Below are 14,443 nucleotides of genomic sequence, written 5' to 3'. Positions count from 1 at the left end.
GACTGTCGGGGCGGGTGCTCAGAAACGGCCGGAGACGGAGTTGTCGTCCGAGTCGGTGGCGACGGCGGTGACGGTGTAGAGGTCGCGGCCCGCGTCGCGCCCGCCCTGGTCGTGGTTGTACTGGACCTTGAAGACATAGGTCCCGGCGGCGAGGGTGACACCCGACTTCAGCGTGATGACGTACCCCAGTTGGTCGGCGGTGGAGTTCTGGCCCACGGCCACCTTGTCGCCCAGCGAGGTCCAGGTGCCGCTGCTCGACACGCCGCCGGTCTGGACGATGCGGACGACGACCTTGAGCGAGGTGAGCGGCTTGGTGGACTTGACGGTGACGGTGCTCTGGTCCCAGTAGTCGTTGGAGTCGGCGTCCACGCTCCCGTCGGCCCACAGGGGGTCGGCCGTCGACTGGGACTCGGTGTTCCGGGTGGTCGTGCTCTCCTTCTCCTGGGTGCCGGTCGAGCCGGAGGTTCCGCCGGTGGTGTCCGAGTCCGTGCCGGTGTCCGGCGGCGACTGTGCCGCCCCTCCCGTACCCGTTCCCGAGCCCGCTCCGCCGCTGACCGGGACGTAGACGACGTCGGGGTCGTCCTTGCCCTTGTCCTCCTGCTCCTTCGGTGACGGGACGCCCGCCGCCTTCTCGTTGCCGCCGGAGGAGGACTTCTCCTTGGCGGGCTCGTCGGCCGCCGTGGTCACCTTCTCGGAGGAACCGCTGTCCCAGTCGATGGCGGCCACGGCCGTGGCGGAGCCGGCGATGACCAGGACCGCGGCGGCGGAGCCTCCGACCGCGTTCCACACCCGGCGGCCGGGCAGGAAGCCCCGGAGCGGAGTGCGGGTCTTCCGGGCGAAGAGGTCGGCGAACTCGCCGTCTCTGTCGTCGCTGTGGGTGGGCGTGTGCGGCATGGGGGCGGTCCTTAGCAGGTTGTCGTGTCGTCCGTGCGAGAGGGCGCAGGTACGGGGGCGTGTGTGGAGGTGGCTCAAAGGCTCTGCGGGATGTCCTCGGGCTTGAGCGTCATCACCTCGGACTCCGAGGCGTCCGGCAGTTCGGCGATGCGGTAGGCCTGGCGTTCCGTCATGGCCTGGAAGAGCTGGCGCGCCGTACGGCCGTTGCCGAAACCCCGGTTCCTGGGCATCGTGTCGAAGCGCGCGGCCAGTGCCTCGCGGGCGTCCGGGGCGAGTTCGTACTGGTGCTGTGCGGCCTGGTGCTCGACGATGCTGACCAGCTCGGCGCTGCCGTAGTCCTCGAAGAGCAGGGTGCGGTTGAAGCGGGAGGCGAGGCCGGGGTTGGAGCGGACGAACACCTCCATCTCCTTGAGGTATCCGGCGACGATCACCACCACGTCGTCGCGGTGGTCCTCCATCAGCTTCAGCAGGGTGGCGATCGCCTCCTGGCCGAAGTCGTTGGAGCCGGCGTACTGGGTGAGGGAGTACGCCTCGTCGATGAACAGCACGCCGCCCCGGGCCTGTTGGAAGACGCGGGAGGTCTTCGGGCCGGTGTGGCCGACGTACTCGCCGACCAGGGCGGAGCGGTCGGCCTCGACCAGGTGGCCGCGCTCCAGCAGGCCGACGGCGGCCAGGATGCGGCCGTAGAGCCGGGCGACGGTGGTCTTGCCGGTGCCCGGGTTGCCGGTGAAGACGAGGTGGCGGCTGAGCGGGGGCGGGGCCAGGCCCATCTCCTCGCGGCGGCGCACCATCCGCATCAGCTTCACCAGGGACGAGACGTCCTGCTTGACGCGGTCCAGGCCGGCGAGTCCGTCGAGCTCGGCGAGCAGGTCCTCGATGGTGTCCTCGGGAGGAGCCTCGGTCTCGCGCGCGGTGGTCTGCGGGTCCCCGCCCGGGCTGCCGGCGGCCGCCAGGGACTGGTCCGCGCCGGTCGGCAGGGAGGGGTTCTTCACGTCCCGGGACAGGCAGTCGTCGAACACGGGCCGGGCGCCCTTCTCCAGCGCCACGTCCTCCTCGGTGTCCCGGACCAGGCAGCCGCGCAGCACGGGGGCGCCGCCGGCCGACACATGCAGCGCGGGGAAGGCCGTGCCGTCGCTGCCGGCCCCGGCGAAGACACAGTCCTCGAAGGTGCCGCGGGCCTTCTCGCCGACGAAGAGGCTGTTCTTGCCGGTCCGGGCCACCGTGACGGACTTGACCCGGGGCTCGGCCTGCGGGCCCACCACCAGGCCGGAGCCCGCGGCGTCCCGCACCGTACAGCCCTCGACGCTGGGCGCGGCGCGCTCGCCGATCACCAGGCCGGCCGTGCCGCTCCCGCTGATCCGGCAGTCCCGCAGCACCGGGGCCGTCCCCGTGCCGCAGGAGATCCCGGCCCGCTCGGCGTCCGTGACGTCGCACTCCTCCAGGACCACCGTCCCGGTCGACTCGGTGGTGATGCCGGCCCGGCCGCGCACCACGGAGAGGCCGCGCATCCGCGCCTCGGCCGCACTGTCGATCCGCACCCCGGACAGTCCGCAGTCCGTGATGCGGCCGCCCTCGACGGTGAGCCCGGCGCGGTCGGTGGCCCGGATCCCGTGCTCCGCCGTCGACGCGATACGGCACGCCGTCAGCGTCACCCGGGAGTCGTCGCAGGCGTGCACCGCGCTGAACGAGCACTCCGTCAGGTCGCCGGCGGTCATGCGGACCTCCGAACGGTCGCCCGCCAGCAGACCGTTGGCCCGGCTGCCGGTCACCGACGTGCCCTCGGCGGTCAGCCGGGCGGCACCCCGGGCCACCAGACCCGAGCCGTGCGCCCGGTCGACCTGGCAGTCCACCAGCTCCGCGCGGCTCTCGCCGTCCGCGCTCACACCGGGGCCCGAGCCGTCCCGCAGACGGCAGTCGAGCAGCAGGACGTCGCCGGTGCCGAAGACGGCGACCCCGTCCGTGCCGGTGCGCAGGATCTCGCAGCGGGCGAGCAGGACACCGCCGTCCGCACTGTCCCGGTTCTCCCGAACGTCGCGGCTTTCCTGAGTTCCCCGGCTCTCCCGAACGTCCCGGCTTTCCTGAGTTCCCCGGTTCTCCCGGCTCCCCGGACTCGCCGGTTCCTCGGGCCGCCGTGAGCTGCCCAGCACCCGCACCCCCTCGGCGGCCGTCTCCGTCACCCGGCAGTCCAGCGCGGCGACGGACGCCTCGTCCTCCACCAGCAGCCCGCTGCGGCCCGGCCCGGAGATCCGGCACTCGCGCAGCACCGCCCGGGCGGCGCCCCGTACACGGACACCGGAGCCGGTGACCCGCCGTACGGTCAACTCCGTGGCCTCGGCGGTCGCGCGGGAGCCGATGACGACTCCCGTGCCCTCGATGTCCTCGACGACGACCCGGGTCAGCCGTGCCGAGCCGGTGGTGTTGAGGTGCACGGCGGCCAGCTCGGCCCCCGAGACGCGGCAGTCCCTCAGCGTGAGCGAGGCGTCGCCGCCCGCCTCGACCCGGCCGCCGGAGATCCCGCAGGCGTCCAGTTCGAGGTCGCCGGAGCCGACCAGTACGACGGGCTGGGACGGGTCCTGGCCGGTCAGGGTGATGCCCTCGACGCGCACGCCCGGGGCGGCGACCTCCAGCGCCGGCCGGCCGGGGGACGCGGCCAGCAGCCGTACGGCGTGGTCCGGGCCGTCCTCCGGCAGCAGGCGCACCGCGCGGTCGAGGAGCAACTCCTCGACGTACTCGCCCGGAGCGATGTGGATCTCGTCGCCGTCATGGGCGGCGCGCACGGCCGAGGCGATGCTGCGGTGCGTGCCGCGGCCCTTGGGGGCGACCCGGTGCACGGTGGGGGTCATAGGGGTTCCCATCCCTCGGTGAGAGCGGCCGGGTCGGTGGCCGGTGGCTGTTGCTCAGGCGCCGCTGCGGGCGGCGCGGCCGTCATGCTGCCCGAGGACGGCGGGAACGCGCGGTCCGGGGTGATGTGGGCGCCCTGGTTGTTGATCCTGTAGTTGGTGACTCCCGCGGCCAGCGACTCGATGGCCTGCCATATCAGCTCGCCAGGGCCACCGCGGTGGAAGATCCGTGAGCCCCCGGTGGCGTGGAAGGTGTACCGGACCATTCCGCTGGTGATGCCGGTGAAGGCCGAACCCGCCGCACCCCAGGCACCCGCTTCGAGGGCGTCGAGTCCGGTGCGCTTCTGGCCGTTCACGCCGAACACCGCCGCGTTGACGGTGCTGTTGACGAAACCGGTGAGCACACCGACGCCCAGGCTGTTGAAGAAGTCGTACGAGCCGGAGCGCCAGCGGGTGGGGTTCTCGAACACCGACCATTCGCCCGCCCAGTCGTCCTTGGAGGCCAGGGGGTGGCGGTTCCAGTCCATGCCCTGGTCGAGGTTGGTCAGGCCGTACTTGAGATAGCCGAGGCGTGTGGTGTCGTAGAGCACGTTGACGCCGACGCGGATGCCGCCGCCGATGGCGCCGTTGAGCGCCGCCCGCTGGAGGGCCGTCGTCAGGTCGAACCGGGTGTTGCCCATGTCCGCGGTGATGGCCGACACGGCGAGGCTGGTGCCGAACTCGATCAGGTAGCCCATGGTGAAGTCGGTGAGGGCCTTGCGCACTTGATGGCGCCACATCGGCAGGGCGTGCGAGGAGCCGTCCTGGACACCCGTCCAGATCTCGTGGAACGGGTCGCGGAACTCACGGTTCAGGCCGCGGAATTCGTTGGTGTAGCCGCGGAAGTCCACCTCGCGTCCGATGAGACGCCAACTGCGATGTCCGTCCAGGCCCACCTCTCCGCCGGCCTTCGGCAGGCTGCTGATCTCCGGCAGCTTGGCGACGTCGAAGTTCGACCAGCGGCCGAAGGCGTCGGTGGCCCAGACCCGTCCGGTGATGGTGCGCTGGGCGACCAGCCTGCCGTCCTGGTACTCACGCCACTGGTTCCAGAGCGACTCCGACTCCCGGAAACGGCCCTCGACGCCCTCCACCGGATCACGGCGGCGGACGACCTTGCCCATGTCGAACTCCTGCCAGACCTCCCGGTTGACGGTGGCCGAGACATCCGGTTCGAAGTGGCGCGTGGACTGGGAGAGGAGATCGGACAAGGAGATCCGGCCGGTGTCCACGGGCGGTGCGACGACCGGCCGGTTCACCGTGTACGCGTACTCGCGGACCCGGCCGCCCTCGCGGTACCGCACGACGTCCGTGCCGATGTGATCGGTCCAACGGGCCCTGGCCAGGTCCTGGTAGGTGCGCACCCCCTTCGAGTCGACCGTCCCGTCGGCTTTGGTCTTCTGCCAGGTCCAGGTGGAGTCGGACTGCCGGGTGGCGTCGACCCAGACGGAGCCGTCGCCGGTGGCGTTGCGCTCCCGGATCGCGTCGCCCCGTCGGCCGTTCTCCAGCCGCTCGAAGTCGATGAACGAGTCGTCCCAGGTCCGGGAGTACAGCGAGCCCCGGTTCTGCTTGCGGATGCCCTCCGTCACCGCCCCGTCCGGGTCGGTGGCCTTCCAGGTCCAGGTGTCCTTGCGGGGGTCGCCGTGGGACTCGACATAGAGATCGTCCCAATGGTCGCGCCGGCCCGTGATCTGCAGCTGGGTGTTCTTGTCCACCCACACCCCGGAGACGTCGTCCGCGCCGATGCCGCGTGCCGGGTTCTCGCCGAGGTACTCGCGCACACCGGTGCCCTGCGAGCGCATCGACAGCACCTCGTTCCCGTCGGCGCCCCTGAACACGTCCTCGAAGCTGCCGTCGGCGGCGACATGGCGGGTGCCGGAGGTGCCGGTCTTCGTGTTCAGCCAGGGCAGTTCGTACGAGGCCGCGGAACCGTCCCACTTCGGCGCCGGGGCCCACTGCTTGGCATCGGTGAGGCTGCGGCCCACCTCGATGACATCGCCGTTCTCCAGCGTGCGGGTCTCCCGGACGACGCGGCCGAACCGGTCGATGTCCTGCCAGCTGTGGCCGCCGTGCGAGGCCAGGCGAACGCCGCGCAGCTCGGTGCCGTCGGCGGCGGTCTCCGTCCACTTGGACACCTGGAACATCGAGTCGCCGGTGACGAAGTTCCTGAAGAAGCCGTCGAACCGGCCGTGGCCCGCGCGCGGGTACCAGCCGGCCGCCGGCATGCGCTGGTCGGAGATCCGGGCGACATGCAGACTGCCGCCGTCCGCGAGCTGCGCGACCTCGTCGATGATCTCTTCGATGACGTCGATCGGCTTGTTGTTGGGGCCGACGGCGGAGTGCACCACGGGATTCACCCGCTGCCCCGCCGGGGCGGGCCCCGGCAGCACCGGGTGCTCCAGATACTGGCGGGAGCCGTGGTAGCCGTCCAGCGGCCATACGTCACCGCGCCGCTGGGCGACGGTCCGCTGCCCGGTGGCCGGGTCGAGGAAGGTGTCCTTGTAGCCGACCCGGGTCCACGTCCACTCGCGGGTGCCCGACAGCACCTCGGTGCCGCCCTTTTCGAACCGTGTCCAGGCCCACTCGCCCTTCGCGTTCTTCTCCACCCGGATCATGCCGCCGTCGAGGGCCTTCGTGTAGGTGCGCACATCGAGGACGTCCACCGGGGCCCAGCGGTAGGGGAGCGTGTCGTGGGCGGTCCTGCGGTCGCTGTCCCAGATCCGCTCACCCGACCGTGTCTTGGTCCCGGTCTTGTCGAACTCGGTCCAGCGGGCCCGGCCGAACCGGTCCAGATCGATCTGGAGGACATTGCCGTTGCCGAGGATCTCGCGTTCGAAGAGCGTCACGTCGCCCTCGCCGGTCAGCTTGAACTGGCCGGTGGCGGACTTCTCCACCTTGGCGGTGTCGTAGCGGCTGGTGAGCGGGTTGCCTGAGGAGTCGAGCCGTACGGCCTTGCCGGTGGCGTGGTCGATCTTCCAGTAGTCGCCGTTGACCTTTCCGCCCTTGATCCGTACGGCGACGGTCTCCTCCACCAGTGTGCCGGCCCGGTCGAAGACCGCCCGCTCCATCGGCTGGGCCGCTTTTCCGGTGGGGACCAGGGCGATCCGGCCGTTGTCCAGGACCTCGGCGCGCACGCCGGGCAGCGGGCCGCCGCCTGCCGTGTCCAGCACCTGCGGTACGCCGTCGGGGGCGCCGGCGTCGAAGCGGAGGACGCCCCGGTCGCCGGGCAGTCGTACGTCCTGGAGGACGTTCACGCCTTCGGGGCCGTAGTGCCAGCTCCTGGTGCCGGCCGCGTCGCTGACGGTGAAGCCGCCGCGCAGGTCACCAGGGGTGCCCGGGGCCAGGTCGGTGACGGTGAAGAGGTCGTCGGCGGGGCGTGTCCCCACGAGGTCGAAGGAGCTCGGCGTCCATGTGCTGTCGACGGTGCGGCCGGTCATTCCGAGCTTCAGCCCGTCCAGTTCGCCCGGGCCGCCGCGCAGGAACACCTCCTGGTGGACCAGTGCGCGGTTCGCGTCGAAGCCCAGTGTCACGTCCGAGGGGTTGTGGTGCACGGTGTAGCGGCTGCCGCCGGGGCCCCCGTGCGGTGTCGGCGTGACCGTGAAGTCGCCGATGACGCGGCCGGCGCCGCCGTGGAGCGCGGATTGGAGATGATCGTCGAGGCGCGTCGCCCGGGGCAGGTCGAGGTACGTGCCCAGGGTGGTGACGGCCTGCTGCCGCAGCGCCAGCCGGGTCTGTCCGGTCAGGTTCCGCAGCTGGTCGTGGAGCAGCTCCGGGGGCAGCCCGAACCGGTTCAGCGATGCGGTGGTGTCGTCGGCGAGCCGATGGACACCGGGCATGTCCAGCGACTGGACGACGTGGGAGTCGGGCTCCAGGAAATCCATGGCCCGTCCGAGGTCCGAGAGGTCGACCGGAGCGCCCTCGGGCGGCCTGCGGAGGCCCGACGCCTCGTCGAGCGTACGGTCGAAGATCCGCGCCAGATCGATGCCGTCCAGGGCGTCGTTCCCGGAGGTGAGCGGGACGCGTTCGCTCCCCCCGATGCCGTCACCGAGGTCGCCGAGGTCGTCGAGCCGGATCGGCGGCGTGTCGGGGGCTCCCTCGGTGAAGCGCAGGAACCCGGAGCCCTCCGGGTCCGGCAGGTCGCGGAAGGCGAGGCGGCCGGTGTGGTCGAAGTGGAAGCGGGAGCCGGTGACCGTGTCGGTGAGGGTGACGCCGCTGGGCAGGCGTGCGGCGAGCGGCCCGCTCGTCGGGGTGAACCGGACGGAGCCGGTGGCGCCGGCGGGGACCAGCACATCGATCATGACCCGCCCGGTTCCGTCCGCTCCGGGATCGACGCGCACGCTGAGCCGCAGCCCCTCCGGCAGCCCGTCGAACGCGAGAACGGTGTCCCGCCCGAGGAATCGGCCGTCCGGACCGAACGTGAACCGGGTGGTGCCCGTCGGATCGATGACGGCGAACCTGCCGCTGTCGTCGAGCAGTTCGACGGTGAAGTCCGACGCGCGCACCGGCCCCTGTCCGCCGGGGGTGCGGTCGGCCAGGTCCAGCCGGTACGAGCCCGGCGGTGTCGCGTCGGTCGCCGGAAGGCGCGTCAGCCGCAGGTCGAAGTCCGCCAGGTCGTCCACGCCGGACAGGGGCACGCTCAGTTCGTCGACGGACAGCGGGCGTCCGTCGGGGACCGGCCTGGTGAGGTCGCCGGGCCCGGCCATGCGGGACAGCGGTCCGTCCAGTGCCTGCCCGGGCTCACCGCCCAGCTGCCGGAGGTTGTCGAGGCGCGCCTGGAGGGCCGCCATGTCGGTGTCCGGCAGGTCGCCGAGTTCCGAGAACGAGTCGGTGCGCGGCGAGTCCGTGCCGAGGACGCGGTTCAGCTCGTCGGGGGACACGGGCCGTACGTCCTGGACCAGCCTGTTCCAGAGGTCGTCGACGAGCGCCCGTTCCTCCAGGCCGAGATCGCCGAACTCCGGGAGCGAGCTGATGGGCGGCGTGTCCGGCCCCGTGAGGCGGCTGAGTTCGTCCAGAGGTCTCGCCACGCCGCCCGCCTCGTCGAGCGTACGGCTGAAGATCTGCGCCATGTCGTCCAGCGCGAGGCCCGCGTCGCCCAGGTCGTCGAGGCGGATCGGCGGGGTGCCGGGCGCCGCGCCCTCAGTGAAGCGCAGGAAGCCGGAGCCGTCCCGTGCGGGCAGGTCCCGGACGGCCAGGCGGCCGCCGGCGTCGAAGTGGAAGCGGCTGCCGGTGACCGTGTCGGTCACGGTGAAGCCGTTCTGCAGTCGCCCGGCGAGCGAGCCGTCCATCGAGCCGAGCCGGAAGGAACCGGTGAGGTTCGCGGGGCCGGTCAGTTCGAACACCCTGGTCGTGGTCGTGCCCGCGCCCGGTGTGACCGTCACCTTGATCCCGAGGCCGGCCGGCCCGTCGAGGCCCGGCAGCGTGAGCGGCAGCTCCTGCTGACGCAGCAGACCGCCGGGTTCGAACCGCCACACCGCCGTGAGACCGTCCGTGCCCGGCATGGGCACCCGCACGGTCAGCTCGCTCAGCGCACCGCTCGCGTCCCGGACCGGCGTGACGGAGGCACCCGGCACGGGCACCCCGTCCCCGCCGACCACCGGCATCGGGTTGAGCGCGTCGTCGGTGAACCGCAGCGCGAAGTCGGTGCCGGACAGCGGCAGTTCCCGGTACTCCAGCTGCCCCAGGGCATCGAACTGCCAGCGCACACCGCCCTGCGGACCGGTGATGCCCAGCCCGCCGCCTTCCCGGACGGTCACCGTCACCTCCTCCAGCCGTACCGGACCACCCGGGGCGCCGAAGTCCACCACGTCGATCCGGAACGACGCCGGGGTGAGATCGGTCGCCGGGATCTCCGTGACCCGCAACCGCAGGTTCGTCAGCTCGTCCGCCCCGGACAGGGAGATCCCGTCGAACCGGGAGGGATTCACCGGCGTCGGGCCGCCGTCGGGCAGGGTCGCCCCGAGCCGGGCGTCGAGGCCGACGGGCTCCGGCATCAGGTTCGTACGCGGCAGGTCCACCAGCGGGAGACGGTTCGGCCCGGCCAGTTGGCCGAGCTCACCGAGGTTGTCGAGGGGCGTGAGGGGGCCCACGCTCGTCTCCGGCACCGCCGACCCGGACACGTCAAGCCGGGTCGGCGTCGCCCCGTCCGCCGGAACGTCCACCAACCGGCCGCCCCGGTCGAAGAGGAACCGCCCGCCGGTCGCCGTGTCGGTCACCGCGAACCCACCCGGCAGCCGCTGCGCCAGATCCCCGTCCAGCCGTACGACGGAGAAGGCGCCGTCGCCCAGGCCCGGCACCGTCAGCCGGTAGGCCGGTGCCGTCCCGCCGCCCGGCAGCTGGGTGAACGTCGTGGTGAGCCGGGCCCCGGTCAGCGGGCCGCCGGCGGGGCCGGACAGCGTCAGCTGCCCGGACAGCGGCGTACCGTCCAGGTCGAACCGCCCGACCCAGGCGCCGTCCAGCGACTGCACCCGCACACCGGTGACCACGTTCAGTGCGCCCCTGACCGGTTCGATCACCGTGCCGCCGGGCACCGGCAGTCCGTCCGTGCCGACCAGCCGGGGGAGTGCGCCCGGCCCCGGGGCGGCCTCGAACCGGAGGAAGCCGTCCGCGCCCGGGAGCCGTACGTCACGGAACTCGAGGACCTCGTCCGCGGTGAAGACCAGGCGTATGTCCCCGGCCCCGTCGGTCAGCGCGAACCCGCCGTCGTCCAGGGGCGTCCGCTGCCACTCCGCCCGTATGCCCGGCACGCCGCTGAACTGCTGCGGATCGAGCAGCACCGTCTCGCTGTGGGGCGCGGGCGCGTCGAAGCGGTCCAGCCGGAAGTCGTCCGACAGATGGCCGAGGTCCAGTTCCTCTCCCGCGTCGTCCAGGAAGCCGCGCCCGTCCAGGGAGCCGATGTCGTCGAAGGATCTGGCTCCGTCGAAGGAGTTGGCCCCGTCGAAGGATCTGGCTCCGTCGAAGGAGTTGGCCCCGTCGAAGGACCTGGCTCCGTCGAAGGAGTTGGTTCGGTCAAGGGAGTTGACCTCGTCCCAGCCCCTGGCCCCGCCCAGATCCAGCTGGTCCAGCAGCTTCAGCTGGTCGTCGACGGAGAGCCCCTGGAAGTCCAGCGCGCCGATGCCCGACGTGCCTTCCCCGGACACCCTGATGTCCGCCGCCAGCTCGGGCAGGGGGTTGCTGCCCTTGAAGTTGGGGTTCGGGATCCACTCGAGGAGGTTGTGTTGCGCGTCCATCCGGTACGCGCCGCGGATGAAGTCCGAGGCGATGCCGCCGGGGAAGGCGATCTCGTTGTCCGAGGCCCAGCCCGACGCCCTCCAGCCCTCCGGTCCCATGGAGCGTTCGAAGGTCCTGCCGACGTCGATCCCGCCGGAGGCCTCGATCTCGAACTTGAAGATGCCGTCCCAGAGGAGGTTCCTGTCGGTCGTGGCGCTCACGAACGCCGACGGCTGGCCGGTCCTGACCATGATGTCCAGGCTGGTCTCCAGGGGGTCGCGGACGGTGAACCCCTCGCTGAAGATCTGGTCCAGCCCGCGCCTGCCGCCGATGCGCCACAGCGTCTCGTCGGTCTCACGCCAGACCGGCGCCGGACTGATCGTCTGGATGTCGACGGAGCGGTCGGCGGCGAAGGCCAGCCGGTCCAGGTCCCCCGGCGAGGACAGGACCACCTCGTCGACACCCGTGCGCGGCGACGGCGGGAGGGAGACCGACCCCAGGTCGCCGAGGCCCGTGGGCCGGCCGTCCGCGCCGAATCCGGTGACGACGCCGTCGGGGGCGGTGACGGTGAATCCGCCGTCGACCGTCTGCACCCTCACGTCGGGGACGACCCCGGAGTCCGTCCTCAGGACCCATCTGACGGTCTGCCCCGGCTCCATGGTGATCCACTGCCCGGTGGGCCGCCCCAGGTCGTCCAGCAGCCGCAGTTCACCGGTCGGCAGGGTGGCCACCGGGCCGTCCAGACGGGTCGTCATCACCGTGATGTCCCGGCGGACCGTGTCCAGGTTCATCCCGAGCCGGTCGAAGTCGATACGGGCCTGGTTGAACTCCAGCTTCGCGGCGCTCACGTCCAGCTCGGCCCGGGCACGGCTCAGCGGTGGTACATCGGCCAGCTCGCTGATCTCGGTGAGCCTGCGCCCGGCGGTGTCCAGCTGGAACTGCGCCGACTGCGCACGGGCCCACGTCTGGAAGCGGTCGGCGGCGAGCTTGCCGGTCGCCCCGCCCGTGATGACGTCCCGCAGGGTCAGGGGCGTGAACGAGGGCGTCGTCGTGACCGGGTTGGAGACGAGGTCCGTCCTGACCGGACCCAGGCCGAGCAGCTCGCGTGCGCTGCGCGCGCCGTCGGTGGTGTCGGGGAGCAGCCGCGTGAGGTCGTCGAGCCGAATCCCCAGGTCGTCCAGACGGTCGGGGCCCGTCGTCGAGGTCAGGGTCGGGACCCGGGTGTCGGCGGGGCCCATCAGGCTGACGCTCACCCCGTCCTTCAGCTGGACACGAACGTCCACCGGGTCCGTCTTCCCGATGCGCAGCACCACGCCGTCCGGGGTGACGTTCACCAGGTCGATCTCGCCGTCGAGGATCTGCCGCAGCTGGGGCTCGCTCAGCCCGCCGAGCTTGCCGTCGAGGCTCAGGTCCGCCAGGTCCGTCAGGTCGTCGAGAGGCTTGAGCAGTCCGGCGTCGGTCCGCTCCAGGCCCGTCAGGGTGTCCAGGTCCCGCAGCTGATCGACCGCGTTGCGCGGTGGCAGCAGGGGGACGGGGGACCCGGGAGTGAGCGGTGCGCCGAGCTCGTCGAACATCGTGAGCGTGGTGCGCGGTCGTGGGGACATCAGGTCGTCGAACGGTCGGCCGGTCACCGGGTTCACCAGACCGAGTCGCTGCCCGACGGGGACGGTGCCGACGGGCAGTCCCACCGTGTCGAGGACGTCCAGATTGTTCAGCCCGACGCCCATGTCGTCGAGGCGGCCCGGCGTCCGGAGGGACCCCGGGCCGGTCAGGGAGCTGAAACCCGGTGTACGGGGTGCCGTGATCGACGACACCGTGATGTCGGCCAGTTCGTCGAGGGTGTCGTTGAACTCCGACGTTCCGGGAACGGCGAACCTGCCGGTGGCCGTGTCCCCCACCGGCCGCAGGTTGCCGGTCGGGTTCAGGGTCCTGCCGGTGAACTCCGCGAGGTTCCCGGCGAGGGAGCCCGTCCTGCTGAGCGGGCTGACGCTCCGCGACGTCCAGTGCAGGCCGCGCTCCAAGAAGCCCATGCGGAAGGCGCCCCCGTAGCCGAACCGGGCGATCTCCGAGTACCTCATCGGCAGGAGCGCGGACATCGTGAGCCGGCCCATGCTCATGACGGTGAAGACGCCCACCCGCATCGCCATGTTGCCGCCGACGAACGCGGTGGACTGGTGGAAGTCGCGGCTCAGCGCGGACCGGCCCCGCTGCCAGGTGCTGCGGGCGAATCCGCCCATGTACCGCAGGGTCGAGGCCAGCATGGCGGGTGTCCTGGAGAGGACCCGGGGCAGCGCCGACAGTCCGCTGAGGGCCCGGCCGCCGAGCCCGCCGAGCCCGCCGGCGAACCGCGCCAGGCCCTGGCCGGTCAGGGTGAGGAGGGCGCGGGGCGAGAGCAGCGTTCTGCCGCTGCGGAACAGCATCCGTCCGCTCGCGCTGAGGGCGCCGCCCAGGGCCTTCCCGCCCGACGAGAGCATCCGGGTCAGCCCGCCGATGGTGGTGAGGCCCTTGGTCGAGGGGAACAGGATCCCCAGGAAGGCGAGGCCCAGGCTGAGGGCGTTGCCGTTGCCCATGGCGTAGTCGACCAGGGCCTTGGCGAAGAGGATCGCGCCCAGCCCGAAGGCCACGAGACCCAGCGGGCCCGTCACGACGGCCGCGACGAGGGTGAGCACCAGCGTCACGATCTCCAGGACCTTGAAGAAGGTCGAGACGAACTTCTTCCAGAAGCTCTTCTTCGGCTTCTTGACGGGGCGTGACACCAGCCGGGCCGCCTCGTGCAGGGTGTCCTCGAGGATCTTCGCCTCGGCCTGGAGGGCGTCCTGCTCGGCGTCCACCTCATTGCGCGCTCTGGTCAGTTCCGGATCGTTCTCGGCCAGCGGCTGCCCGCCGACCCGCTCCAGCGCGGCGACCGTGTCCGCGGCGTTCTCCGCCCGGTCCTGTGAGTCCCCGAGAGCACGCGCGTACCGGGCCGTCGCGTCGGCCGCCATGTCGAAGGAGCGGTTGACGTTCTCCATGAACGTCTTGAGCTCCTGCTTGACGTAGGTGCGCAGGGCGTCGGCGGTCCGCCCCTCGAAGCCGCCGTCCTCGGCCTTCGTCAGCAGGGTGTCGAGGCCGCCACTGACCCGGCCGGCCAGATCGCTGAGGTCACGAAGCTCCTTGGTGATGCCCTCGACGACACCCGGGTCGCCCGTCACCGGATTGCCGGAGAACCCGACTCTGTTCCATTCGTCGGAGGTGGCCAAGGAGTCCTCCACGGTGTCCAGGACTTGGGGTCGCGCCGATGCGTCGGCGGGGGCGCCGCAGTACGGAAGGCAGACGTAGCGGGATGGGCGGAGAGTTCACGAAAGTGGCGCACGCCACAGTTTTCGCCGGTCAGCGGGCTGCGGCCGAAATCTCTTTGAACCGTTCGGACCCGAGTCCTCGTCTACAGGGCGTCCCGGCACCGACGGTCTGGGCGAGGCAGGACCGCT

General features: G+C 71.7%; 3 protein-coding genes. All 3 read right to left on the bottom strand.

What is annotated here, in order from left to right; all coding sequences use genetic code 11:
• Positions 1-18 precede the first annotated feature (18 nt).
• The 3 genes from JIX56_RS11440 to JIX56_RS11430 all read right to left on the bottom strand — a co-directional run bounded on the left by JIX56_RS11440 (position 19) and on the right by JIX56_RS11430 (position 14,215).
• Complete coding sequence (locus JIX56_RS11440; protein WP_257539847.1) at positions 19-894, bottom strand: hypothetical protein; 876 nt, start codon at positions 892-894, stop codon at positions 19-21.
• Between the two features lie 74 nt (positions 895-968).
• Positions 969-3,737 (bottom strand): right-handed parallel beta-helix repeat-containing protein, encoded by a 2,769-nt coding sequence (locus tag JIX56_RS11435; RefSeq protein WP_257539845.1) that lies wholly within the window; start codon positions 3,735-3,737, stop codon positions 969-971.
• Positions 3,734-14,215 carry a scabin-related ADP-ribosyltransferase gene (locus tag JIX56_RS11430; protein ID WP_257539843.1) on the bottom strand — a complete coding sequence of 3,494 codons (10,482 nt, stop codon included), beginning with the start codon at positions 14,213-14,215 and terminating at the stop codon, positions 3,734-3,736. Before JIX56_RS11430 ends, JIX56_RS11435 begins: the two co-directional genes overlap by 4 nt.
• Positions 14,216-14,443 lie beyond the last annotated feature (228 nt).

The organism is Streptomyces sp. CA-210063 (assembly GCF_024612015.1).
Lineage (GTDB): Bacteria > Actinomycetota > Actinomycetes > Streptomycetales > Streptomycetaceae > Streptomyces.
Note: the sequence above shows the minus strand (reverse complement) of the source record. Positions and strands in the feature narration are given on the sequence as shown.

Excerpts from the sequence above, each read along its gene's own strand:
- JIX56_RS11435 (WP_257539845.1), bottom strand. The coding sequence starts at position 3,737 with ATGACCCCCACCGTGCACCGGGTCGCCCCCAAGGGCCGCGGCACGCAC.
- JIX56_RS11440 (WP_257539847.1), bottom strand. The coding sequence starts at position 894 with ATGCCGCACACGCCCACCCACAGCGACGACAGAGACGGCGAGTTCGCC.